Origin of the sequence: Pseudomonas arcuscaelestis (assembly GCF_016881005.1) — a bacterium.
GTDB classification, from domain to species: domain Bacteria; phylum Pseudomonadota; class Gammaproteobacteria; order Pseudomonadales; family Pseudomonadaceae; genus Aquipseudomonas; species Aquipseudomonas arcuscaelestis.
Genome location: NZ_JACOPV010000023.1, coordinates 12120 through 37671, shown reverse-complemented (window position 1 = coordinate 37671; position 25552 = coordinate 12120). Strand labels below are relative to the sequence as shown.

At 55.6% G+C, this 25552-nt stretch carries 20 protein-coding genes, 1 tRNA gene and 1 pseudogene; 19 read left to right on the top strand and 3 right to left on the bottom strand.

The features are described from left to right. Positions 1-100 precede the first annotated feature (100 nt). The 11 genes and pseudogenes from pheS (at position 101) to H8F21_RS26985 (ending at position 10030) form a co-directional block, all read left to right on the top strand. Positions 101-1117 carry a phenylalanine--tRNA ligase subunit alpha gene (pheS, locus tag H8F21_RS27030; protein ID WP_028941672.1) on the top strand — a complete coding sequence of 339 codons (1017 nt, stop codon included), beginning with the start codon at positions 101-103 and terminating at the stop codon, positions 1115-1117. A 36-nt stretch (positions 1118-1153) separates the two neighbouring features. Further along, on the top strand, positions 1154-3529 hold the full coding sequence (gene pheT / locus H8F21_RS27025; RefSeq protein ID WP_203482218.1) for a phenylalanine--tRNA ligase subunit beta: 2376 nt from the start codon (positions 1154-1156) through the stop codon (positions 3527-3529). Between the two features lie 3 nt (positions 3530-3532). Further along, on the top strand, positions 3533-3835 hold the full coding sequence (ihfA, locus tag H8F21_RS27020) for an integration host factor subunit alpha (RefSeq protein ID WP_002553164.1): 303 nt from the start codon (positions 3533-3535) through the stop codon (positions 3833-3835). Next, the gene (locus H8F21_RS27015; RefSeq protein WP_203482220.1) at positions 3816-4172 is read left to right on the top strand and encodes a MerR family transcriptional regulator; all 357 of its coding nucleotides are present in this window, start codon (positions 3816-3818) and stop codon (positions 4170-4172) included. Before ihfA ends, H8F21_RS27015 begins: the two co-directional genes overlap by 20 nt. 105 nt (positions 4173-4277) lie before the next feature. After that, positions 4278-4354: transfer RNA gene (locus H8F21_RS27010), tRNA-Pro, on the top strand. 519 nt (positions 4355-4873) lie between these two features. Next, complete coding sequence (locus tag H8F21_RS27005; protein WP_203543733.1) at positions 4874-5764, top strand: hypothetical protein; 891 nt, start codon at positions 4874-4876, stop codon at positions 5762-5764. Between the two features lie 11 nt (positions 5765-5775). Further along, positions 5776-7431: a hypothetical protein gene (locus tag H8F21_RS27000; protein WP_203585699.1), complete on the top strand. Its 1656-nt coding sequence runs from the start codon at positions 5776-5778 to the stop codon at positions 7429-7431. Positions 7432-8009: 578 nt separating this feature from the next. Continuing rightward, on the top strand, positions 8010-8459 hold the full coding sequence (locus H8F21_RS26995; RefSeq protein ID WP_203585698.1) for an anti-virulence regulator CigR family protein: 450 nt from the start codon (positions 8010-8012) through the stop codon (positions 8457-8459). A gap of 210 nt (positions 8460-8669) precedes the next feature. Further along, the gene (locus tag H8F21_RS26990; protein ID WP_203585697.1) at positions 8670-9095 is read left to right on the top strand and encodes a hypothetical protein; all 426 of its coding nucleotides are present in this window, start codon (positions 8670-8672) and stop codon (positions 9093-9095) included. Positions 9096-9103: 8 nt separating this feature from the next. After that, positions 9104-9285 (top strand): annotated as a pseudogene (locus tag H8F21_RS29710) (LysE family translocator); the annotation flags it as partial. A gap of 97 nt (positions 9286-9382) precedes the next feature. Continuing rightward, positions 9383-10030 carry a Qnr family pentapeptide repeat protein gene (locus tag H8F21_RS26985; RefSeq protein WP_203543737.1) on the top strand — a complete coding sequence of 216 codons (648 nt, stop codon included), beginning with the start codon at positions 9383-9385 and terminating at the stop codon, positions 10028-10030. Positions 10031-10087: 57 nt separating this feature from the next. On the opposite strand, the gene H8F21_RS26980 is transcribed toward H8F21_RS26985, so the two are convergent. Both H8F21_RS26980 and H8F21_RS26975 read right to left on the bottom strand, forming a co-directional pair. Continuing rightward, on the bottom strand, positions 10088-14227 hold the full coding sequence (locus H8F21_RS26980; protein WP_203585696.1) for a CheR family methyltransferase: 4140 nt from the start codon (positions 14225-14227) through the stop codon (positions 10088-10090). A 130-nt stretch (positions 14228-14357) separates the two neighbouring features. Then, on the bottom strand, positions 14358-14633 hold the full coding sequence (locus tag H8F21_RS26975) for a hypothetical protein (RefSeq protein WP_203585695.1): 276 nt from the start codon (positions 14631-14633) through the stop codon (positions 14358-14360). A gap of 168 nt (positions 14634-14801) precedes the next feature. On the opposite strand from H8F21_RS26975, the gene H8F21_RS26970 reads away from it, so the two are divergent. Continuing rightward, positions 14802-15191, top strand: coding sequence for an NUDIX hydrolase (locus H8F21_RS26970; RefSeq protein WP_203585694.1), 390 nt, complete (start codon positions 14802-14804; stop codon positions 15189-15191). 113 nt (positions 15192-15304) lie between these two features. Here H8F21_RS26970 and H8F21_RS26965 read toward each other — a convergent pair whose 3' ends face one another. Then, positions 15305-15766: a GNAT family N-acetyltransferase gene (locus tag H8F21_RS26965; RefSeq protein ID WP_203585693.1), complete on the bottom strand. Its 462-nt coding sequence runs from the start codon at positions 15764-15766 to the stop codon at positions 15305-15307. Between the two features lie 281 nt (positions 15767-16047). On the opposite strand from H8F21_RS26965, the gene tssA reads away from it, so the two are divergent. The 7 genes from tssA to tssH all read left to right on the top strand — a co-directional run bounded on the left by tssA (position 16048) and on the right by tssH (position 25548). Continuing rightward, a complete protein-coding gene (gene tssA / locus H8F21_RS26960) occupies positions 16048-17604 on the top strand; it encodes a type VI secretion system protein TssA (protein ID WP_203585692.1) in 1557 nt (518 codons plus the stop codon). A gap of 33 nt (positions 17605-17637) precedes the next feature. Next, entirely contained in the window at positions 17638-18141 is a 504-nt protein-coding gene (tssB, locus tag H8F21_RS26955) for a type VI secretion system contractile sheath small subunit (RefSeq protein WP_203585691.1), read from the top strand. A gap of 28 nt (positions 18142-18169) precedes the next feature. Further along, a complete protein-coding gene (gene tssC, locus H8F21_RS26950) occupies positions 18170-19645 on the top strand; it encodes a type VI secretion system contractile sheath large subunit (protein ID WP_203543744.1) in 1476 nt (491 codons plus the stop codon). A 13-nt stretch (positions 19646-19658) separates the two neighbouring features. Further along, positions 19659-20066 (top strand): type VI secretion system baseplate subunit TssE, encoded by a 408-nt coding sequence (tssE, locus tag H8F21_RS26945; protein WP_203543745.1) that lies wholly within the window; start codon positions 19659-19661, stop codon positions 20064-20066. A gap of 90 nt (positions 20067-20156) precedes the next feature. Next, entirely contained in the window at positions 20157-21944 is a 1788-nt protein-coding gene (gene tssF / locus H8F21_RS26940) for a type VI secretion system baseplate subunit TssF (protein WP_203585690.1), read from the top strand. Next, positions 21908-22915, top strand: coding sequence for a type VI secretion system baseplate subunit TssG (gene tssG, locus H8F21_RS26935; protein WP_203585689.1), 1008 nt, complete (start codon positions 21908-21910; stop codon positions 22913-22915). Before tssF ends, tssG begins: the two co-directional genes overlap by 37 nt. Before the next feature lie 11 nt (positions 22916-22926). Beyond that, a complete protein-coding gene (gene tssH / locus H8F21_RS26930) occupies positions 22927-25548 on the top strand; it encodes a type VI secretion system ATPase TssH (protein ID WP_203585688.1) in 2622 nt (873 codons plus the stop codon). Positions 25549-25552: the final 4 nt, after the last annotated feature.

The following is a 25552-nucleotide window of genomic DNA, read 5'->3' as shown; positions in this document are numbered from 1 at the left end:
ACCCCGACAATCACCCGGCGTCATTTCCGGCGCCAGGTGTTAACGTCTTAATAGGGGAAGAGCCTGCGCTCTTCCCCTATTTTGTATCTGGAGTCTGTACATGGAAAACCTGGACGCGCTGGTCTCCCAAGCCCTGGAGGCCGTGGAACGCGCTGAAGACATCAATGCCCTGGAACAGATCCGGGTTCAATTCCTTGGCAAGAAAGGCGAACTGACTCAGGTGATGAAGACCCTGGGCAACATGCCTGCCGAAGAGCGGCCGAAAGTGGGCGCGCTGATCAACGACGCCAAGGAACGCGTCACCGAGGTGCTCAACGCGCGCAAGGCTGCTTTCGAAGAAGCCGAACTCAGCGCCCGTCTGGCTGCCGAATGCATTGATGTGACCTTGCCGGGCCGTGGCCAGACCTCAGGCGGTCTGCATCCGATCACCCGTACGCTGGAGCGCATCGAGCAGTTCTTCACCCACATTGGCTACGGCATTGCCGAAGGCCCTGAGGTTGAAGACGACTACCACAACTTCGAAGCGCTCAACATTCCCGGCCACCACCCGGCCCGGGCAATGCATGACACCTTCTACTTCAATGCCAACATGCTGCTGCGTACCCACACCTCGCCGGTGCAGGTGCGGACCATGGAGTCCAGCCAGCCGCCAATCCGCATTGTTTGCCCGGGCCGCGTTTATCGCTGCGACTCGGACCTGACCCACTCGCCGATGTTTCACCAGGTCGAAGGCCTGCTGATCGATCGCGACATCAATTTCGCCGATCTCAAAGGCACCATCGAAGAGTTCCTGCGGGTGTTCTTCGAAAAGGAACTGGCGGTACGCTTCCGTCCGTCCTTCTTCCCCTTCACCGAGCCTTCGGCTGAAGTCGACATCCAGTGCGTGATGTGCAGCGGCAAAGGTTGCCGCGTGTGTAAGCAGACCGGCTGGCTGGAAGTCATGGGTTGCGGCATGGTTCACCCGAACGTGCTGCGCATGTCTGGCATTGATCCGGAAGAGTTCCAGGGCTTTGCCTTCGGCATGGGTGCCGAGCGCCTGGCCATGCTGCGTTACGGCGTCAACGATTTGCGCCTGTTCTTCGACAACGACTTGCGGTTCCTTGCGCAATTTCGCTAGGTCGCGCACCCGTAACGAATCTTTCAGGAGAGCAGGATGAAATTCAGTGAAAAATGGCTGCGCGGTTGGGTAAACCCGCAGGTATCCCGAGACGAGCTGGTTGCTCGTCTTTCGATGGCCGGCCTTGAAGTCGACAGCGTAACGCCGGCTGCCGGCCAGTTCAGCGGCATCATCGTGGGTGAGGTGCTGAGCACCGAACAACATCCCGATGCTGACAAGTTGCGCGTGTGCCAGGTCAGCAGCGGCAGCGAGACTTTCCAGGTAGTGTGTGGCGCGCCTAACGTGCGCCCTGGCCTGAAGATCCCGTTCGCCATGATTGGTGCCGAGCTGCCGGGCGATTTCAAAATCAAGAAGGCCAAACTGCGTGGCGTTGAGTCCAACGGCATGCTGTGCTCGGCTGCAGAACTGCAGATCAGCGAAGAGAATGACGGCCTGTTGGAACTGGCAGCTGATGCACCGGTGGGCGAAGACATTCGCGTGTACCTGGATCTGGACGACGCCAGCATCGAGATCGGCTTGACCCCTAACCGGGGCGACTGCCTGTCGGTGGCGGGTCTGGCGCGTGACGTAGGTGCCTTGTACGACGTGCCGGTCACTCGCCTGGCCGTGCCGGCCGTTGCCGCCGTCCATGATGAAGTGCGTCCGGTTGAAGTTCTGGCGCCCGCAGCCTGCCCACGTTACCTGGGTCGTGTTATCCGCAATGTCGACCTGTCGCGCCCAACCCCGCTGTGGATGGTTGAGCGTCTGCGTCGCTCCGACGTACGCAGCATCGACGCGGCTGTCGACATCACCAACTATGTGATGCTCGAACTGGGCCAGCCGATGCACGCCTTTGATCTCGCCGAAATCAACGGCGGTATCCGTGTGCGCATGGCCGAGGAGGGCGAGAAGCTCGTTCTGCTCGATGGTCAGGAAGTGGCACTGCGTAGCGATACCCTGGTTATTGCTGACCACTCTCGTGCCCTGGCCATCGCCGGCGTCATGGGTGGCGAGCACAGCGGTGTATCCGACACCACCCGTGACATCTTCCTCGAAAGCGCCTTCTTCGAACCGATCTCGGTTGCTGGTAAGGCGCGTTCATACGGCCTGCACACCGATGCATCGCACCGCTACGAGCGTGGCGTTGACTCGCAACTGGCTCGCGAGGCCATCGAGCGTGCGACTGCGCTGCTGCTGGAGATTGTCGGCGGCGAAGCCGGTCCTGTGGTCGATGTCACCAGCGAAGAGCACTTGCCGAAGGTTGCGCCGATCACCCTGCGCGCCGAACGCTTGAGCCAAATGCTGGGCATGGAAATGGCTGGCATTGAGGTCGAGCAACTGCTCAACGGCCTGGGCCTGAAGACCACCGCTGGAGAAGGGCAGTGGCAGGTGGAAGTACCAAGCCATCGCTTCGACATCAGCCTTGAGGTCGACCTGATCGAAGAGTTGGCCCGTTTGTACGGCTACAACCGTCTACCGGTTCGTTATCCGCAAGCTCGCCTGGCCCCGCAAGCCAAGGCTGAAGCCCGTGGTGAACTGCCAGCCTTGCGCCGTTTGCTGGTTGCTCGCGGCTACCAGGAGGCGATCACCTATAGCTTCATCGATCCGAAACTGTTCGAACTGTTCACGCCAGGCGTGGAGCCACTGCTGCTGGCCAATCCGATCTCCAGCGATATGGCGGCCATGCGCGCCTCGTTGTGGCCAGGCCTGGTCAAATCGCTGCAGCACAACCTCAACCGTCAGCAGGATCGTGTACGCCTGTTTGAAAGCGGCCTGCGTTTCGTTGGCCAGTTGGGTGACCTCAAACAGGAGCCTATGCTTGCGGGCGTGGTGTGTGGCAGCCGTCTGCCGGAAGGCTGGGCGAACAGTCGCGACACCATCGACTTCTTTGATGTTAAAGCCGACGTTGAAGCTGTTCTGGGCTTCTCTGGCTCGCTCGCCGAGTTCAGCTTCGTTCCTGGCAAGCACCCGGCCTTGCACCCAGGTCAAACTGCCCGTATTGAGCGTGGGGGTCGTGAGGTAGGTTACTTAGGGGCTATCCACCCTGAGCTTGCCAAGACCCTGGGTCTAGACCGTCCTGTATTCGTCTTCGAGCTGGTACTGGGTGAAGTTGCCGATGGCCGCTTGCCGAAGTTCAGCGAGCTGTCGAAATTCCCGGAAGTGCGCCGTGACCTGGCCTTGGTGGCAGGACATGATGTTGCTTCGAGCTCGGTGCTTGAAGTAATTCGTGACAATGCAGGCGAATGGCTTACAGACCTCAGGCTGTTTGATGTTTATCAGGGTAAAGGTATTGATCCTGATAGAAAAAGCCTTGCCGTAGGCTTGACCTGGCAGCATCCGTCGCGCACTCTTAATGATGAAGAGGTGAACACAGCGACACAAAACATCCTCACCTCGCTCGAACAAAGGTTGAACACCACGTTAAGGAAATAGCGTATGGGTGCTCTGACGAAAGCTGAGATGGCCGAACGGCTGTACGAGGAGCTGGGCCTGAACAAGCGTGAAGCCAAGGAATTGGTTGAGCTGTTCTTTGAGGAAATCAGGCACGCTCTAGAAGACAACGAGCAAGTCAAATTGTCCGGATTCGGCAATTTTGACCTGCGTGACAAGCGCCAGCGGCCGGGCCGCAACCCCAAGACGGGGGAAGAGATCCCGATCACGGCGCGTCGAGTCGTCACCTTTCGTCCAGGGCAGAAGTTGAAAGCCCGAGTTGAGGCCTATGCTGGAACCAAGTCATAACGACGAGCTTCCGCCGATTCCAGGCAAACGCTACTTCACCATTGGTGAGGTAAGCGAGCTTTGTGCGGTAAAACCGCACGTGCTCCGCTACTGGGAGCAGGAGTTCCCGCAACTCAACCCGGTAAAGCGCCGCGGTAATCGACGGTACTATCAGCGCCAGGACGTGCTGATGATCCGCCAGATCCGCGCGCTGCTGTACGACCAGGGCTTCACCATCGGCGGGGCGCGCTTGCGCCTCTCTGGCGATGAAGCCAGGGACGACACCACTCAGTACAAACAACTGATTCGACAGATGATTGTCGAACTGGAAGACGTGTTAGTGGTGCTGAAGAAGTAACCCGTATCGGGCCGGGAATTACGGAAAAAATGCTTCCATAATTCAAAAGGTTAGGGTACATTCTTCAACGTTCTCAGCAACTAGGGGAATTGCTTCAAGCCCAGTCGGGGCGTAGCGCAGCCCGGTAGCGCACTTGCATGGGGTGCAAGGGGTCGAGTGTTCGAATCACTCCGTCCCGACCATTATTTTCAATGAATTAGCCCAATCTTTTCAGGTTGGGCTTTTTCATGTGTGGGATTTTTTCGGGACATCATTCGATTTTCCCCTTCAAGATCGTCAACACCGGGCCACGCGAGTCCGCTGCCGTGCCTTCTTCGACGCGAATCTACCGACGCTCCCATTGACCTTCAGCAGCACTTTCCTAGTGGTGGTCGACGAATTCATCGAACAGTGCTTTCAGTGAAACCTCGTCGGCCAGCAGGCCCTCGCCGGTGAGCGCGTCGACTACCTGGCTCGCCACCCCACTGCTATTGATGGCGATGAGCTCGAGGTCGGAGTATTTGCCTTGAGCGAAGAGTTCCGCGCCAACTGGGCCGAGCAGAACAGCAACGCCTAACGCGTCAGACCATCAGAAACCATCGTGTTTAGCGGGGTTTGGCTCGATCGGGCACGCGACCCACTAAGTGGTAAGGCATATTGACATCATTCGTGGCGAAAATGAGAATTGGGTCCTCTTAAAGCCTGAAAAGGACTTGGCGTATATGTTCCGAAGGATTTTCGACACGGTTTCTCATGCTGCAGACAAAGTGGTTGAAAACGTATCCGAGGCATATGAAGCCACAGTGGGGACAGTCTCCACGGCTACAGGTGTTGTTGTTGATGCGTATGGTGCAACCCGCGATACGGTGGTCGAGACCGCAGACAAGGTGGCGGACGTGGTGTCGGACGCCTATGGCTCGTCGCGAGATACAGTGTCCGAAGCGGCCGACAGGGTGGTCGATGTGGTCTCGGATGCCTTCGACGCCACGCGAGATACAGTTTCTAGTGCCACCGACGTAGTTGTCGACGTTGTCTCGGATGCTTATGGTTCGACTCGTGATGTTGTCAGTGGCAGCTTCGATGCTTCGCGTGATTACGTCAGTGGTTTTGGTACATCAATGGGGGCGTTCTGGGCGGCCCGTAAAACCCGTGAAAGCGCCAAAATTATGGACGCCGAGTCGCGCGGTGAAGCACGTGAGAAGGTGCGGAGCTTGGAGCGCGAAAAGCGCTTCGAAGCGGCCTTGAAAAAAGCAGGCGCCCGAATCCAGGACAACGACGACTATTTTCGCATGCTTATTGCTATGCAGGCTGTGGCCCAAGCCTGTGCCGCGTGCGACGGAAAAGTCAGCCGCGAGGAGCAGGAGCAGATTGACGAGTTACTCTTGGGTATGGGGGCTAAATGGCTTCCACCCCAAGTGAGAAACGCGCTGGATGAACTAATCGCGCAGCCGCCGACTATTATGGATGCTTTTGCGATGGCGCAAAAAGTGGGTACTGATGCGCAGGACTTGTTCCAGGAAATCGTACGCTTTGTGATCTACCTCGATGAGCAAGTCAGCGAGTCGGAGCAACAATTCCTCGCCCACTGGGTACAGTTGCGCGCTAGCGCCTGACGGAGAGTTTCATGACGGATCGAATCGAGCGGTTCAAGGCGCGTCGCCAACTTCAGGCTCAACTACGTGAACAACCGGTACTTGTGGCCTTGCCGAATGCAGGAGAGGCGTTAGTGTTGCGGCAACAGCCAGTTGATCAACATCGGATCGACTCATTGTTTGGTTCACTGTCTGTGGACATCGATAAAATGGTGTGCGAAGCAGATGTGGACGAAGCGCTTCGCGTATTCAGCGAAAATTTTACCCAGGAGCGTTTCGAACAGTTGCTCAGCGACAGCCGTCGCGAAGTACTTCAAGCGGTTGCCGTTCCCTTTGGCCTTGGGCGAGTACTCGCGGTGTACGACAAGGTGGGTGGAAACGTAGATACCATTCACAACGCCCGCCAAGAAGTCTATGCCACCGACGAAGCGCGGCAGGAGTATGCCAAGAAGCCGAAATACAACCCGGACGACTATCACGGCGACAAAAGGTATACAGACAAGAACGCTCTCGATACCAAGGCGCAGTCTGAAGGTCGTCTTGAAGACGCCTATACCGGTGAAATTTTCAGGCATAAAAACTTAGACCCACGCAATTTAGATCATACGATCGCGGCCAAGGAAATTGACGAGGATGCCGGGCGTGTTCTAGCGGGTCTTGACGGTGTAGATCTAGCCAATGCCCCTACTAATCTCAACCCGACTATGGAGCGCTTCAATAAGTCGAAGGGCCAGCGCGCGGCTGTTGACGTCGTCGCCCAACTGCAACAGGAAAGTCCCAAGCGTCGAGCTCGAATTGCAGAGCTTGAGTCCAAGCCCGAGTTGACGAAGAGTGAGCGAGGTGAACTGGAGTTAAACCAGCAGAAGCAGGCGATTGCAGATAATCCCGAGCGTCTGCTAGCAAAAGACAAGGCAGCGCGGGAGGAGTATGAAGGGAAGCTGCGCGATGCGTATTACAAGGGCAATAAGTTTCGCGACGATGTAATCGGAACCAGCTTGAAGGAAGGCGGCAAAATGGCCTTTCAGCAAGCCTTTGGACTAATGCTGGTGGAGTTTTTCAGTGCCACCTTCGACGAACTGAAGGATTTCTATCGAAACGGGGCCATTCACGACAAATTATGGCCGGAGCTACGTAGTCGAATGGAGCGAGTAGCTAGCCGAGTCGGCAAGCAGTGGAAATCCGCTCTCGCCGCCGGTGGAGCAGGCTTTGTTGCAGGTGTTTTGTCTAATTTGGTCACGGTCTTTCTCAACACCCTGAAGACCACCGGGAAGCGCGCAATCCGCATGTTCCGTGAGGGCTTCATGTCCTTGCTGCGGGCAATCAAGATGTTGGCATTTCCACCCCAAGGCATGACATTGCGTGAGGGGGCGCACGAGGCGCTGAAGGTGGTGTCTGCCGGTGCAGTGGTGATTGGCGGAGTTGCGTTCGAAGAGATCATCGAGAAGTACATTCTGGCAATACCGGGCTTGGGCGCCATAGGATCGATTGTTTCTGCAGTGATTGTTGGTGCGTTGACAGGGCTAGCCAGTACCTTTGTCGTGTACTTAATCGATCGCCTAGACCCCTTGGGTGTGAATCGCAGTCGTGAGTTAGCTTCGTTACATATGCACTTGGACGGCGAGTTGGAAGATGTAAGGGGCCGTAACGACAAATGGTTGATCGAGTTGGAGGCGACCTTCGATTTTTGATTTTGGGAAGGCGCTCCTGATGGTGGTGATTCTCGAGACATCCTATTCCGGTTAGATTCGGCAGTTTGTTTCGAGAGCCCCGCCCCGCGTTGGGCTTTTTGCGCATGGTGCCGGCCAGGTGTGTCGATTGCTGTCGTTCTATTTCAGCTTTGGAAGGCGAGGCGCGCGCAACGTTTCGCTGCTCGGATGTCAGCAGGTGGCGGCTTCCATCGGCGTCAGCCCTGAGACGACGCAGTCGTACTCAAGCGATTCCATCCGTCTCGCTGCGAGGTTGTAGCCGATTTTTAATTGGCGTTATACAGCTGAGACACTACAGCGGCCCGTAGACATTACAAACCTAGCGGCGTCCAGATACAGTGAGTCTTCATTAGGCGATAGGTTTGAAAGATCGACCGATCCGCCCAAAAATTGTCTTCCACCAGGACAATTCTTCGTAATAGCCGGTTCGGTTGTCTATTCTCACGCCGCAACTTCCTGCTCGCCAGAGATGACACATGAATCGCGCGCTCGACTGACCTCTTTCTCTCCATCAATGTCGTCTACATTTGTGGGGAGTTCCTTTTCCGGTGAGAACGCTCATGTCCCAGTTGAAAACAGTGTTAACGATGCTCACCAGCGCTGCCCTGATCGCGGCTTGTGCTGGTGCTTACGCCGACCCTGGTAATGGCAAGGGGCAAGGTAATGCTCACAACGCCTCAAGTCACGAAGCTCAAAGGGGAAAAGCAAAAAGCTCAGGTCATAACGAAGGGGATCACGGCCCGAGCATCGATCGAGGTAGCGTTTTGAGTGTGCTTAGTCGTTACCACAACTATTGGAGCCCTGGATCGGAGTTGCCTCCAGGCATCCAGAAGAACCTGGCACGCGGAAAATCGCTGCCTCCCGGAATTGCAAAGAAGCTCGATGGTCGTCTTCTTGGGCATTTACCTCGCTACGACGGCTACGAGTGGCAGCAAGTTGGGACCGATTTAATTTTGGTAACTATTGCTACCGGTATCATTTACGAGGTTCTCAATGGCGCTCTAGATTGATCTTGATGGGCTAATTTTCCGTCAGCTCTCTCGCCTCCCAAGCAGAAGCTCCAAAGCGCCGCCATTCAGTTCATCCAGGATTTTGTCGTACTGGCTAGGTTTGGAATTCACGGTTTGTCGGGATGGTGGCTAAGTGAAATTATTTAACTCGGAGCTTTAAGTCGATAACCTAAATAATTGATTTCACTCAAACCAGTACGAGATCCGCTGATGCTCAGAGCAACAGTTCTGCTTATTGCTTTTGCGTTTGGTCCAGCCCTTGCGCAGGACTCTGTCCAGGATGCGGTCGGATCAAAAGTCATCGCTTTAGGTGAGGTTGAAGAGTACTCCTGTCCTGGGCTCGGAATTTATGATTGCTCGAATTGGCCAGCGAGCCTTTACCGATTCAAAGACCAGAACGTCTGCTTCACATTCAACGAAGTATGTGATTTCGAATGTGCAGCCATGCTGGTTGAGAAGAACGCAGAGCAGTCTATTTTATTAGTCGGCTCCAGGTATGGTGACAAGATTTTGAAAGCAGCAGGGCAGGTTAAGGAATGCCCAGAAAGCTATTCCAGTAAGCCTCAGTCAGCGGGCGGCCGTCAGTTTCGCTCCGATGGGGAAGCCGATGCTGTGCTTGATGAGCAACCGAACTAGCCGCCCCTAGCTTTCAGCCGACTGCGCGGCAATCGCTGTCCAGTATTTTTCTAACCGGTTTCCTCTCGGCCGCACTCAATCCCAAACCTGGCTTGTTCGTCCTGGCATTCATTGCCTGGTCAACGGCTTGAACGTCGGTACCGGATTGACCTTTGTTGCGCCGGGCTTGTCGATTGCGACGCTTACAAAAGTAACGGTTCTACACGCTGCGTTCTGTACACCCAAGCTGACGCTTTCAAGCGGTGATGGTAAATTCGCTCCGCGATGGGACTGTTCAGGAATGCGTTATGGAACCACAGATGGTTGAAAATAAACGAATCGGTGTGAACGAATTCACTGGCCGAATCGTAAGCGGTATCACTTTTCTTGATTGCGATTTTTCCAGAACCGACCTGTCGGAAACACAGTTCGTGGATTGCAGCTTCTATGATCGAGATCGTCAGGTAGGGTGCAATTTTCGTAGCGCCAAATTGAAAGGCGCCTCCTTCAAGCGTTGTGATATCTCGGTGTGCGTTTTCAATTTTGCCAGTGCGCTCGGGCTTGAGATTAGCGAATGCAAGGCTCAAGGTGCGGACTTCAGCAGTGCGAGCTTCATGAATGTTATTTCCAGCAAGTCCTGGTTCTGCAGTGCCTATATCAATAAGAGCAATTTGGCCTATGCCAATTTTTCCAAGGTAAATCTTGAAAAGTGCGAACTGTGGGACAACCGCTGGACCGGTGCCAATGTAATGGGCGCCAGCTTTGCCGGATCGGACCTTTCCGGCGGTGAGTTCAGTTCGTTTGACTGGCGATCTGCAGACTTTACCGGTTGCGACTTGACCGACTCGGCGCTCGGCGACCTCGATATCAGAACGGTTAATTTGGATGGCGTGAAGGTCAGCCGTGATCAGATGAGCGAGCTTGCCGCTCTATTAGGGATCAATGTGCTGGGATAGCTGCCTGTGAGCGCAGCGTGAAACAGCGCAGGAGGTGCAGGGCGCACCCCCTTTCACTCAGGCTCCAGTGAGCATGGCGCTACACAGCGATTCGATGTTTTCTACCAGTTCTTCGTATTGCACCGGTTTGCTTAAGTGTCGATCGAAGCCGGCGTCCTTGGCCTTTTGCGCTTGCGCGGCGACACCGTAGCCGGTGAGTGCTATTGCAGGTGTAAATTTATGCAGCTTGGTTTGCCGTAATGATCGGATGAGTTCGTGACCATCCATGACCGGCATGCCAATGTCTGAAAGAATGATGTCGTAATGCTCTTGAGTGGCGTTTTCCAAAGCAAGTCGTGGGTCGGAAAACGAGTTGACCATCGCGTCTTCCATCTCTAGCAAAATGCGCATTACTTCGATGATTTCCAAGGAATCATCCACCAGCAACACCTTGAGCCCCTTGAGACGACCTTTCTGCTCGCGCTTTTGCTCATCTGGGTTGTCGTCAAAGGACTGCTCCGACAGCGGTAACAGCACGGTAAATGTACAGCCGTGTCCCAAGCCCGCAGATTTGACGCTGACTGAACCCTTATGGGTCTGAACAAGTTGGCGTACCAAGGACAAACCGATGCCCAACCCATCGCGTTGGTGGTTGCCCGTTCTTGGCTTGGCTTGGCTGAACAGATCGAAAACCTGTTCGATATCAGACGCAGCAATGCCGATGCCGTTATCGATGATATCGAGTCGAGCCAGATCCTCGGCCATGCTGAGGACAATCTGAATGCGAGCATTACCCTGGGTGAATTTCAGTGCGTTATGCAACAGATTCCAGATGACCTGTTCTAGACGTGTAGGATCCCCGTCAACAGGTACCGAGACGCCCGATGAGGGAACATCAAGCGTTATCTCGGCATTCGGATACTCTTCAGCGGCTACCGCGTGGATGTCGCGCACGATGTTCGCTAGATCAAGTAAACGCGTCTTGAGCTTCAGCTTGCCGGTACGAATACGGGCGACGTCTAGAAGATCATCAATGATGCGCGCCTGGCTAATGACGGCCTCGCTGATGGTGGCGGCGGCTTTACTTGCCTTCTCGGCACCTCGCACGGATGGCAGTCGTCGGAGTATCTCGGTATTTAGCTGGATCAAGTTCAAGGGGTGCTTCAGCTCATGCGACATGACGGCAAAGAACTCGTCCTTCATGTGGCTCGTGACTTGGTTCTCTGCCAGCTTTTTGCTTTGTTCTTCGTGAAGTCGCTTGTGACCGGTCAAGTCTCGGGCAATTTTTACATAGCCCATATCGGTTTCCGCGCGCAGCAGGGTTACTTCGCCGCTGCAATAGAAGCGACTGCCGTCCTTGCGTACATGCCAGCGCTCGTCCTCACCGCGACCCTGCTCACGGGCTTGGCGCAATTCGCTTTCGGGTACGCCGGCTTTGCGATCTTCGGGCGAAAACAGCAGGTCGTAGTAGATGCCCAAGACTTCTGTGCTCTTGTAGCCGAAGATCAATTCGGCGCCGGTATTCCAATCAGTGATCAGGCCTTGCTCATCCAGAATGATTATTGCGAAATCGTGGGTGCTTTCCGCCACTAATCGCATGCGCTCTTGCCCTAGGCGCAAATCTTCTTCGACTTCGCGGCGCTTGGTTATGTCGATGAACGTCAGCACGGTGCCGTCAATGTGGCTTTCGCTAGAGCGGTAGGGCAGCAGCCTCGCGATGTACCAGCGCTGGTCGCTGCTGTTGACTTCCCGTTCCATCATGCTGAGGGATTCGAAAACCGAGGCGGCATCGTCCGCCAACTGCGGGTAATTCAAGCGGTGGGTGATATCCAGTAGTGAGCGACCTGTATCGACGGGCAACATGCTGAAAATTTCAGTCGCTCGCGGCGTGAACCAACGAATATGCATGTTGCGGTCAACAAACACGGTGGCGATATCAGTGGAGGCAATCAGGTTGGCCAGATAGTCATTTATCTTATCTGTTTCTTCAACCTTGGTTTTTAGCTCGTAATTGACAGTCAGCAGCTCTTCATTGATCGATTGCAGTTCTTCCTTGCTGGTTTCGAGTTCCTCTGTGGCCGAGCGTAGCTCTTCGTTGATAGCGTGCATTTCCTCATTGGAAGCCTTGAGCTCTTCACTGGAGGATTCCGAGTGTTCAATCGTTTCCTGCAAGTGCAACTTGGTACGTTGCAGTTCACTCTCCAGGCTGGAAAGTACCTGGTTCTCCGTTTGCTGGCTCAGCTCGCCGATACCCAGTTCGGTTCCCAATTGTGAAATGCCGAAGACGATCAGTCGGACATCCTGCTCTGAGGGTTCATCCTTGTAAGGCTGCACCATGATGTCGATCCAGTAGTCCCCTTGCGGGTCTTCTATTCTGACTTTTCTCGACATCGTCGCTTTGCCGCTTTGCTGAGCCTGGAACAGCGTCGTTCTCAGCTCCAGACGCAATTGCGGCATCACCAGGCCCAGGACATTTCGACTCATCTCACCGCCTATGTGGCGCAAGAAGCGCCCGGCCCCTTCACTCATGTGCAGGATGTCCGCGTTGGCATCGACAATCAGGCTCGGTGGCAATCGTTGTTCAAGTGCGCGCTGGTGAATGTCAGCGTAGGCGACTTTTCGCGTTACCTGCGCTACCGGCGGAGGAACGGACATGTTGAAGGAGCTGAAACCGCCCCGCGGCATCGTTGGTGTTCGCCTGTTTGCAGAAACAGCTTTCGCCCGGAAAATCCGGTTTCGCTTATCCACGGGCGTGAATAAATCGGGACAGGCATCTGCAGATTCAGATGTGCCGAGAAACAAGTATCCCCCTGGGCGAAGGGCAAAGTGGAACATCTGCAGGATGTCCCGTTGAATCTCCCGCTCCAGATAAATCAGCAGATTGCGGCAGACGATCAGATCTATCTGAGAAAAAGGTGGATCGCAAAGCAGGCTGTGATTGGCAAACAAGACTTTTTCGCGGATCTCTTTACGTACCTTGAAACGCTCGCCTTCCTTGAAGAAGTATTGGCGCAGGCGTGTCGGCGGCACATCCGTGATAATGGCTTCGGGGTAATGTCCAGCGCGCCCGGTAGCAATCGCCCGCTCATCGATATCCGTGGCGAACACCTGAACCTTCACGGGGTGCGCTTCCAGTTTTTGGTGCTCAGTGCACAAGATGGTCAAGCTATACGCTTCTTCACCGGTAGAGCAGCCCGCCGACCAGATCCGCACCTCGTCGCGTTTGGGCTTCTCCAGTTCGCCGCTCATCAATGAAGTCAGTACGTGTCGCTCAAGTGCCTCGAATGCTTCGCGGTCACGGAAGAAATTGGTGACTCCAATCAGCATGTCACCGAGCAAATTGCTGGCTTCTTCGGGGTTGTTCTCCAGGTAGCTTAAATAGGCGGGCAGGTCGGGTTGTGCCGTTACTTGCAGGCGACGTTCGATACGCCTGAGCACTGTGGCACGTTTGTAATGCTTGAAGTCATGGCCGGTGCGGTTTCGCAGCAGCAAGAGAATGTCTTGCAGCGTTTGCTCTGCCGCCGCGCGCTCTCGTTCGGGCGTATCCGAGGGCAGGTGCATATCATGCGGCGCCGGAAGTTTAATGCTTTGCGAATTGCGCCAGAGCTCGAGTATTTTTTGCGGAATCTCAGCGACAGGTAAAACCACATCGACCATACGTGTGGCGATAGCCGCCTGTGGCATACCATCGAATTCTGCATCCGACGGTGTTTGAACCAGGGTAACGCCACCTTGCTCTTTGATTCGAGACAACCCGACGGCACCGTCGCTGCCAGAGCCTGATAGCACGATGCAGAAAGCGTGCTCCTTGTGCACATCTGCCAAGTCTCGGAAGAACAGGTCAATCGCCACATGATGGCCCACGGGCCGATTTGTGGGGATGACCCGCAAATAGCCGTCATTCATGGATAACTGGCTGGCAGGAGAAATCACGTAAACGTGGTTACGCTCGATAGGGCAGGGGTCATTCACCTGTCGCACCGGCATCGAAGTGCAGTCTTGCAGTATCTGGTCAGCAACACTTTCATGATCGGGTGAAAGGTGCAGGACGATGACGAATGCCATGCCACTGTCGGCGGGCATTTGCTCAAAAAACGTCTTGAGTGCGCCAAGGCCACCCGCAGACGCACCGATTCCGATAACTGGGAAGGCTAACTGGCTTGGCGTAACACCTTCCCGTTGAGGCAAGGACTGAGGGCGCCCCGGAATCGATTTCATTGCAAAATCCCTGTTATTCAAAAGAACTGAAACGTTCTACTAAGCGAGATCATTTTAAACGCCATCAGCCCGCCCAAGGTAAATAATGTGCTTCGTGTCTCGGTGCTATCACAGCAACGCTGCAGAGGCATCACCGAAATACCAGCGCGGCGGACTGATTGACTGGAAAATCCCCTCCCGCTACGGAGCGCAAAAAAGCCTGGTCTGCCAGTACACGTAACTCTCGCCACTCAACAAAGCCGATGAGCCGAAGTCGGTCCATCTCGTCCGCTTGCCGGAGCAGATCATCGTGATAGTTATTGGGGCAGTCCCTTCGCAGCTTCCAGTCATCATAACGTGCAAACCAGGCATCCAGCGCCGCGAATTTTTGCGCCTCAAGGAGAGAAAGCTTGGTATAGGCATTCATGATCTTGCTCCGCCATGGCGCTTTAACTATTGAGCCAACTCAATCGCGCTTGGTTCAACGCGCAGCAGTGACCAGCGGACATCATGACCAAGCAGTCTTTGTGATTGAACCATCAGCGATGAAATCAATCTCCCAAAGAAGACACTGCTGAATTTATACGTGAGTGGAATGACTGCCAAAAATCGGAAACTTAAAGCCCGTGCAACCATCATCTGCCTTCGCAGTGGCAAGATTCTATTGGTGCGAAAGAAAGGTGGGCGATGGAATTTCCCCGGCGGAGCCATTGAAGCCGGAGAGTCTCCAGGTGAGGCTGCTCTACGAGAAATGTTCGAAGAAACCTGTATTGGTTGCGCGGGAATGGTTGAACTCTGCAGTCTGGAGGTCGGCAGTGTGTTGCACTACATCTTTACGACGCAGGTGGCTGACGAGGACAAGGCAATTGCTGGTCACGAAATCGCTGCGTGTAAATGGGTGCGACAAGAGCAGCTCCATCAGATTCTACTCAAACCTATGGCTACCGCGTTAATATCCCGAAGGCTGCCTGCGTTGTCGAGGTGATTTATTATTTTACAACGCTGGTCGACTTTGCCCGAGTTGTGCCGTTGAGAGTTATTAACCTTTAAGTTTGTGTATGGCGTTGTTAGTCAGTATTTTTCCGGCCTGATTCGCAATCAGCCAACGATTCTCGACATTAACCATTGCGTCTTGTCCCACGCCTTGAATTGTTCGACCACCGTCCATCCACGCTTTGCGTAATAAGTGTGTTGATCGCTGGTGTGCAAATAGAGTTTTTCAATTCCGCAGTGCTGGGCGTGTGAATAAATGCATTCAATAAGTTGTTCGGCAATTCCAGTGCCCCTTGCCGAAGGGGTAACGAACACACAGGCAAGCCAGGGGCCAAGTTCAGGTCGGGTGGACAAATCGTGGGCCGCGAGCGCAGCACCTCCCAGCAGTTGATTATGGTCAAGGGCGATCAGGCATTGCCATTGGCCATTGCTTTGACCTTCGGCAAATTCCTGCTGCCAGTCTGCTAGCGGCTGGTCTTTGAACTCGTACTCAAACTGATGATGTACCCATTGAGCAAATGTATCGCAATGGGACATGTGATTTTTTAACCAGTCAAAATGGCGCATCGACAACCTCCTTGTAGAGCCTGTCATCAGATACGAATAGGGTAGGAGTAGCAAGCCCATCCGGTAAATAGACTAATGAGCACATACGCGTTTTTGCTCAAAGATCATTCCTACTCGTTTACCGGAAGCGTCTGATAGATGTCATTTCCATCGGGGTGTAACTTCCTGTCCAAAGCTCGAGCTGACAGAAATTTGCAAATATTTTAAGCATTTTCCAGTTTATTTTTCTGGGCGCATATCGCCCTGAAAAGTCTAATAATTTGCGCTAGCGAAACTTCTCAATGTCCTATTCAAGCAAGTTGTCTGCTCATTATCTTGAGCTCGCCAATGCGGCTATCTGCGAACAAAGCTTTGCAGGTGAGGATGTCCGATTTTCGGGCGAGTTCGAGGCATTGGAAAGCGAGTTGGGCAAAGCGCAATCCATGCATGAGGGTGGGCAAGTAGATTGGGCCAAGGTGCTGGAGGCCAGCGAGATGTTGCTTCGAACGCAGTCCAAGGATCTGCGGGTTGCTGCCTGGTTGACGTGGGCGCTGTATCAACGCGAATCCTATCAGGGCCTGCTGGCGGGTGTTGGCCTGTTGCATGTTATGTGTGCCAGCCACTGGCAGCAACTACACCCTGCCAAACTGCGCACTCGTTCGGCTGCTATTGGTTGGCTGGTATTGCGCCTTGAGCAGGTGCTAGGCAATGACATTCCGATAAAAGAACAACTGCCATTGTTCGAGCTGATGGTCGAGTACCTGCAAGGACTTGAGGTAATACTTGCCGAGCATCTGGCTGAAGAAGCGCCTTTGCTTTTGCCCCTTTGCCGACGCTTGAAAGGTATGGTCCAGCGTACTGCAGACAACCAGGCCGAATCTGGCGCTGTTCCGTCGGTAGTAGCTCAGGTGCAGCAGGTTGCAATCCAGTTGTTCATCCCCGGTTCGCCCATCGACAATGAGAAAGATGCCCAAAGGGGTCTTCGGGCATTGCAGGAAAACGCTCGCATTCTGTGTGCCTGGTGGCTCAAGCAAAAGGCCACCGATCCGCGCGCTTTGCGCTTGAGCCGGCTCATGCTCTGGTTGCCCATCGATTCGCTTCCGGGCCGTGACGCTGAGCAAGTTACCGCCTTACGCGGGTTACCTGCTGACAAACTCAAGGCCTATGCGCAGCGTTACGCAAATGGGCAATACGCCGATCTGCTCGTTGATCTTGAGGCCAGTCTGGCTGTTGCGCCGTTCTGGTTCGATGGCCAGCGCATGGCCTGGGAGTGCCTGCAAGGCTTGAATGCCGAGCAGGCGATGGTTGAAGTGGAGTTTCACTTCGCCCTGTTGCTGCAGCGTCTGCCTGGGCTGTTGGAGCTGAGCTTTCACGATGGGGTGCCGTTTGCTGACGCGGCAACTCGTCGTTGGATCAGCGCCCATGTCATGTCCCATCTGCAAATCCCCAGCACGCCACGCAAGGTTGAAGTGACCTCCAGTCAGCCCGCCTGGGAAAAAGCCTTCGAAGAGGTGATGCCCGTTCTGCAAAGAGACGGCTTGAAGGCTGCCGTGCAAATGCTCAAGTACGGTCTACAAGCTGCCCAGGGAGGGCGAGAGCGGTTCTTCTGGCAACTCAGCATGGCCCGGCTGTGCTTTGTGGCGAAAAAGTACGAACTCGCCAAGACCCAGTTCGAAAGCCTTGATCAGGAGCTTCATCGCTCGGGCTTGAACGCCTGGGAGCCCGAACTTGCACTTGAAGTGCTGCACTTTCTACACAGTTGCTGTGAGTTGTTGCCGCAGAACCACGCGGTGCGAGATCGCAGGGAAGAAATTTACCGCAGGCTGTGCCACCTCGATCTCGAGGTCGTACTCGAATAGACCCCAGGGTCAACAACCACACGGAGAAAAGCCATGGCCAAAGAAGGCTCGGTAGCCCCAAAGGAACGCATTAACGTCACCTTCAAGCCCGCCACAGGCGGAGCGCAGGAAGAGATAGAACTGCCATTGAGGCTGCTGGCTATCGGTGATTACACCCAGCGTACAGATGAACGCAAGGTAGAGGATCGCAAGCCGATCAGCATCGACAAAATGACCTTCGACGAGGTGCTCGCCAAGCAGGAGTTAAGCCTCACGCTCAGCGTGGCAAACCGCCTTCAGGAGGAAGGCAGCACAGAAGAGCTGGCAGTCAGCGTGCGGGTCAACTCAATGAAGGACTTCAACCCAGCCAGCCTGGTCGAGCAAGTACCCGAATTGAAAAAGCTGATGGAGTTACGCGACGCGCTGGTAGCGCTCAAAGGCCCGTTGGGTAATGCCCCTGCATTTCGTAAAGCAATTGAAGCGGTGCTCGTCGACGACGAATCGCGCGGCCGCGTTCTTGGTGAGCTGGGCTTGAACGCCGCAGCCCCGAAAGCATGAGCCCCTATCCGCCAAGGAAACCCTGACAATGAGCACTAGCGTAACGCAGCAAAAAGGCAACCAGAATAGCGAATACAGCATCCTCGACAGCATCATCGCCGAAACTCGTCTGACGCCGGATGACGAGGCCTACGACATTGCCAAGCGTGGGGTGTCAGCTTTTATCGAAGAGTTGCTCAAACCACACAACAGTGGCGAGCCGGTCAAGAAGGCGATGGTTGATCGGATGATCGCCGAGATCGATGCAAAGCTAAGCCAGCAGGTGGACGAAATCCTCCATCATCCAGACTTCCAGGCGCTGGAGTCCGCGTGGCGCGGGTTGCAATTGCTGGTTGATCGCACCAACTTTCGTGAAAACATCAAGATCGAAATCCTCAACGTGTCCAAGCAGGACTTGCTGGATGACTTTGAAGACTCTCCGGAAGTCATGCAGGCCGGTCTGTACAAGCACGTCTATACAGCCGAGTACGGTCAGTTCGGTGGTCAGCCGGTTGGCGCGATTATAGCCAACTATTTCGTGTCGCCCAGCGCACCTGATGTGAAGCTGATGCAGTATGTCTCAAGCGTCGCTTGCATGTCCCACGCCCCATTCATCGCTGCTGCGGGGCCAAATTTCTTTGGCCTTGAAAGCTTTGCCGGACTGCCGGACCTCAAGGATCTGAAAGATCACTTCGAAGGGCCGCAATTTGCAAAATGGCAAAGCTTTCGCCAATCAGAAGACTCACGCTACATCGGCTTGACCGTGCCGCGATTCCTGCTGCGCAATCCGTACGATCCAGAAGATAACCCGGTCAAATCCTTCGTCTACAAGGAAACCGTTGCCAACAGCCACGAGCATTACCTGTGGGGCAATACCGCCTATGCGTTTGGTACCAAACTGACCGATAGCTTCGCCAAATTTCGTTGGTGCCCGAACATCATCGGCCCGCAGAGCGGTGGTGCAGTTGAAGACTTGCCGTTGCACCATTTCGAAAGCATGGGTGAAATCGAAACCAAGATTCCTACGGAAGTGCTGGTGTCCGACCGTCGTGAATACGAACTGGCCGAGGAAGGTTTCATTTCCCTGACCATGCGCAAAGGCTCCGACAACGCAGCATTCTTTTCTGCCAGTTCGGTGCAGAAGCCCAAGTTTTTCGGTATCAGCGAAGAGGGCAAGACTGCAGAGTTGAACTACAAACTCGGCACCCAGTTGCCTTACATGATGATCGTCAATCGACTGGCCCACTACTTGAAGGTGCTCCAGCGCGAGCAGTTGGGTTCGTGGAAAGAGCGCACTGACCTTGAGCTGGAACTCAACAAGTGGATCCGCCAGTACGTGGCTGACCAGGAAAATCCTAGCGCCGAAGTCCGTGGTCGTCGTCCGCTGCGCGCGGCCGAAATTATCGTCGCCGATGTTGAAGGTGAACCAGGGTGGTATCGCGTCAGTTTGAACGTGCGCCCGCACTTCAAATACATGGGGGCCGATTTCACCCTGTCGCTGGTTGGCAAGCTGGACAAAGAGTAAGCGGAGTTAGTGCATGTCTGGATACGGCAGCCTTTTCGAACGCCTGGGTGGCGAAGCGCAAAAGCGAGTTGGCTGGAGTCGCGAGGAGTCCGCGACGGCTTCGGTGGCTGCCCATCTTTCGAAGATGCTTGGCACTCGAGCGGGCAGTGTACAAACGCTTTCCGATTACGGGTTGCCCGATCTCAATGACATGCGCCTGAGCCTGCACGATGCCCTGAGCCAAGCTCGATCTGCGATCGAGAGTTTCATCGAGGCCTATGAGCCGCGGCTGAGCAATGTGCGAGTTGTTCCGTTGCCACGAGATCACGATCAGCTTCGCCTGTTCTTCAGTATCGAGGGTTTGCTGGAGGTTGATGGCTTCAAGCGTCTGGTCAACTTCACAGCACGACTCGATGGTGGCGGGCAAGTCAAGGTCGGCTGAATCGACTTCGACAGCAGTCAGATCCTCAAGGCGTTAGGGCTGTTGCCAAGGGCTAGCAGCCCTCTTGAACACGAACCGCAGGGAACCCCGGTGTCCTTCAATCACTACTATCAAAGCGAACTTACCGCTTTACGCCAGCTAGGTCGGCGTTTTGCCGAGCGAAGCCCGGCGTTGGCACCTTTTCTCGGCCAGGCTGGGCGAGACCCGGATGTGGAGCGCTTGCTCGAAGGTTTCGCTTTTCTTACGGGGCGTCTTCGCCAGAAGCTCGACGACGAACTCCCGGAGTTGAGCCATTCGTTGATGCATTTGCTGTGGCCGAACTACATGCGGCCGTTGCCAGCGTTCAGCGTTTTGCAGTTTGAACCCCTCAACCAATGCGGACCGGCGCAACGTGTTGAGCGTGATACGCCGGTCGAAAGTTTACCTATCGATGGGGTGCATTGCCGATTTCGCACCTGTTACCCCACTGAGGTCCTGCCCCTGGATCTTACCGCGCTGAATTACTCGGTAAATGGCAATGGAGCGCTACTCAGCCTGCGCCTTGAAATGAGTTGCGAAGGCCACCTTGGCGAGCTGCACCTGAGCCGTTTGCGCCTGCACCTGGCGGGTGATCGTTATATCAGCCAGATGCTTTACCTGAGCCTGCTGCGCAACCTTGAAGGTATCGAGTTGGTACCGCTGGATAGCGATGGCAAGCCATTTACGGGCGAGGGTGGCAAGAACGTGTCGTATACGTTGCGCAGTCAATGTGTGCAACCGGTGGGTTTTGCCGAAGAGGAGGCGTTGATTCCATACCCGCTCAACACGTTCCGTGGCTACCGCTTTTTACAGGAGTATTTTGCCTTCCAGGACAAATTTTTGTTCGTCGATCTGACGGGGCTGGATGTACTCCAGTCGTTGCCGCAAGACACGCTCAAGCAGCTTCAGGGCCTGGAGATACGCTTCGATATTTGCAAGGGCGGCATACAACGCCTGCGGCCAACGCTGGACAACGTGAAGCTTTACTGCACGCCGATTGTCAATCTGTTTAAACAAGATGCGCTACCGATCCGTCTCGATGGCAAGCAAGACGAATACTTGTTAATGCCAGCTGGATACGACCTGGAAAGCTGCGGCGTATTTTCGGTGGAGACCGTAACCGGCTGGATGCCCGGTGGTGTGGGTTACCAGGCCTATGTACCGTTTGAGTCATTCGAACATGACCCAAGCTTTGACGTCCCGAACAGCCGCCCGCATTACAGTGTCCGCCAGCGTCCTTCCATGCTGCACGACGGCCTGGACACCTACCTGAGCTTCGGTGTTCGCAATACCGTCATCCATGAAACGCTGTCGATGGAGTTGATCTGCACCAACCAGAATCTGCCGCGGCGCCTCAAGTTGGGTGACATCAGTCTGGCGTGCGAGCAAACCCCCGAGTTCCTCAGTTTTCGCAACATTACGCCAGCCACCTCAAGCTACGCGCCGCCTTTGAACCGCGACTTCTTGTGGAAGCTGATCAGCAACATGTCGCTCAACTATCTGTCGCTGGCAAACGTCGATGCCCTCAAGGTGATTCTCGAAACCTACGACTTGCCACGCTACTACGACCAACACCTGGAAAAAGTCAGCAGGCGACTGCTGGATGGGCTCAAGTCGGTCCGCCATGAGCATGTCGACAGGCTGCACAAGGGCTTGCCTGTACGTGGTTTGCGCACCGAGTTGACCATCGATCCGCAGGGCTACGTTTGCGAAGGCGACATGTTTGTCTTCGCCTCGGTCCTCAATGAGTTCTTTGCACTCTACGCCAGCCTCAACTCCTATCACGAGTTGCGGGTGAAAAGCACACAGGGAGAGGTGTACCAATGGACACCACGAATGGGGCTGCAGCCCCTGCTTTGAGCGGCCTGACACGGGGCATCCGCGAGTATTCACTGTTCCAGGCCGTATTGTTGGTGCTGGACCGGTTGCGCGAAGCCCACCCGCAATTGAGCGCAGAAGATCTTTACGATCAGCTGGAGTTTCAAGCCAACCCGAGCCTGGGTTTTCCGGGCAGTGATGTCGATCGGGTGGAGTTTTTCGAAGAGCAGGGGGACATGCGAGCACGCTTGCGCTTCAACTTGATCGGCCTGTTCGGTTCCGGCTCGCCGTTGCCAGCGTTTTACGGTGAACAGGCCCTGGGTGATAACGAAGACGGCAACCCGACGCGCAATTTCCTCGATCTGTTTCATCACCGATTGCAGCGGTTGATGTTGCCAATCTGGAGCAAATACCGCTACAGCACTCGTTTCGTCAGCGGCGCGCTTGACCCGTTCTCAGCGCAATTGTTTGCCCTGATCGGATTGGGCGGTGAAGAAATCCGCAAGGCCGAAGAGCTGAACTGGAAGCGCCTGCTGCCCTACTTGGGCCTGCTCAGCCTGCGTGCCCACTCCGCAGCGTTGATCGAGGCCGTGCTGCGTTATTACTTCAAGCATGCCGACCTTGTGATCGAGCAGTGTATCGAGCGCCGGGTAGCCATCCTTCAAGAGCAACGCAACCGCATGGGCCGCGCCAACAGCTTTTTGGGTGAAGACCTGGTGCTGGGTGAGCATGTACGCGATCGCAGCGGCAAGTTCCGCATCCATATCCGTCAGCTTGACTGGCAGCGCTTCCATGAATTCCTGCCCATCGGCTTTGGTTACCAGCCCCTCTGCGCGTTGGTCAGGTTCACCCTGCGCGACCCCATGGACTACGACATTCGCCTGGTCCTGCGTCAGCAAGAAATCCGCGAGCTGCGTATTGGCGGCCAAAACGTCTGTCGCCTCGGCTGGACCAGTTGGCTTGGCCGCGAACGTGCGGACGGTGTAGTCACCCTGGGCAGCAAAATTCATTAAGGACAGATGTCATGATTAACGTAGACCTGCAGCAACTCATCCAGGCGCTGGACGCCGATACCCGCCGAGACCTGGAAGGTTGCGCCGAACGTTGTGTCGCCCGTGGTGGTAGCAAGATCCTTGTCGAAGACCTGTTGCTAGGATTGTTGGAGCGCCCGCAAGGCATACTTGCGCGGGCACTGCAGGACGCTGAGATTGACGCGGGGGAACTCAGCGCAGTGTTGCAGTCGCGGACCGAACACAGCGCTTCGCGTAACCCGGTTTTCGCTCCAGAGCTGATTCAATGGCTGCAGGATGCGCTGTTGGTAGCCAATCTCGAACTGGGCCAGAGTCGGGTCGAGCAGGCGGCGCTGATTCTTGCGTTGCTGCGCAACCCCATGCGTTACGCTGGCAGCCGCTATTTGCCGTTGCTGGCCAAGCTCGATATCGAGCGTCTGAAGGGCTTCGCTCTGGCGCAGCAAGATCAGCCTGCCTGTGACAAATCAGCTGTACCTGGCGAATCACTGTTGCAGCGTTTCACTCATAACCTGACCCAACAGGCTCGCGACGGCAAGCTCGATCCAGTGCTGTGCCGAGACGATGCCATTCGCCAAATGGTCGATATCCTCGCTCGACGCCGCAAGAACAACCCCATCGTGGTGGGCGAAGCGGGTGTCGGCAAGACCGCTGTCGTCGAAGGCCTGGCTTCACGCATTGCTGCAGGCGAAGTACCGCAGGTGCTCAAGGGCGTGGAATTACTGTCGTTGGACATGGGGCTGCTGCAGGCCGGTGCCAGTGTAAAGGGTGAGTTCGAGCGTCGGCTCAAGGGGGTAATCGACGAAGTCAAAGCCTCATCAAAGCCGATCATTCTGTTTATCGATGAGGCGCACACACTGATCGGTGCCGGCGGCAACGCCGGTGGCTCCGATGCTGCCAATTTGCTCAAGCCCGCGCTGGCCCGTGGTGAATTACGCACCATCGCCGCTACAACCTGGGCCGAGTACAAGAAGTACTTCGAGAAAGACCCAGCCTTGGCCCGACGCTTTCAACCCGTACAGTTGCATGAGCCGACTGTCGGCGAGGCGGTAACCATTCTGCGTGGCCTGGCGCAGATCTACGAGAAAAGCCACGGTATTTACCTGCGTGACGATGCAGTGGTGGCCGCCGCCGAGTTGTCGGCGCGCTACCTTGCCGGTCGGCAATTGCCGGACAAGGCTGTGGATGTACTCGACACTGCCTGCGCGCGGGTGCGCATCAGCCTTGCGGCGGCGCCACAGAGCCTGGAGCTACTACGTACTGAGCGTGCCGAAGGTGGCCGTCAACTTCAAGCCTTGAGCCGTGACGCTGAAGCTGGTCTCGTCATAGACCAAGAGGTTTTTAGCGAGCTGCAAGCCCGTCTGCTTGAAGCTGAAGTCGAGCAAAACGCCTTGGAACGCCTGTGGCAAGAGCAGCGGCAGTTGGCTGAGCGCCTACTCGATCTGCGCCAGCGCCTGGCCCACGCTCGAGAGCGGGAAGCCATCGAGTCTGCTGGCGACGTCCTGGAAACTGAGGAGGGAGGGGGGCAGGCGGTTGAAGCGCTGACCACCGCGCTCAACGAAACCTATCACGCCTTGAGCGATGCCCAGGTGCAAGCGCGTTTGGTCAGCTTTGAGGTGTGTCCACGTCTGGTGGCTGAAGTGATCAGCGCCTGGACCGGTGTACCGTTATCGCAACTGGCCCGTGAGCACAGTGCCAAGGTAGCGAATTTCGACGCCGACCTGCGAGAGCGTATTCGCGGACAGGAGCAGGCGGTACATGCCTTGGACCGTTCGATGCGAGCTAACGCTGCCGGGCTCAACAAGGTGGACGCTCCGGTGGGCGTCTTCCTGTTGGTGGGGCCGAGCGGTGTTGGCAAAACCGAAACCGCCCTTGCCCTCGCCGATCTACTGTACGGCGGTGATCGGTTCATCACCACCATCAACATGTCGGAGTTCCAGGAGAAGCATACCGTGTCGCGTCTGATCGGCGCGCCACCTGGCTACGTCGGTTACGGCGAAGGCGGCATGCTCACCGAAGCGGTACGTCAGAAACCCTACTCTGTGGTGTTGCTCGATGAAGTCGAGAAAGCCGACCCCGACGTGCTCAACCTGTTTTACCAGATCTTTGACAAGGGCGTCGTCAACGACGGAGAAGGGCGCGAAATCAATTTTCGCAACACCCTTATCCTGATGACTTCGAACTTGGCCTGCGAGCGTATCGATGCGTTGTGCGAGCACGGTGCGCGGCCAAGCGCCGAGGCCTTGGAGGAGGCCATTCGCCCGGTCCTCAGTAAACACTTCAAACCGGCGTTGCTGGCCCGGATGCGGGTGGTGCCGTACTACCCGGTGCAGGGGACTGTTCTGCGTGAGCTGATCGAGATCAAGTTGGCGCGCCTGGGCCAGCGCTTGCAGCGTCGCCAGTTGGTGTTCAGCTATTGCCAAGGCCTGGTTGACCACTTGGCGGAGCGCTGCACCCAGAGCGAAAGCGGCGCACGCCTGATTGATCACTTGCTTGAGTTGCACGTCCTGCCTCTGGTGGCCGACCGTCTGCTGGAGGCGATGGCCAGTGGTGAACGTCTTCAGCGTGTGCATGCCACGCTCGATAGCGGCGCCAGCGTGACCTGCGAGTTTGCCTGAGGTG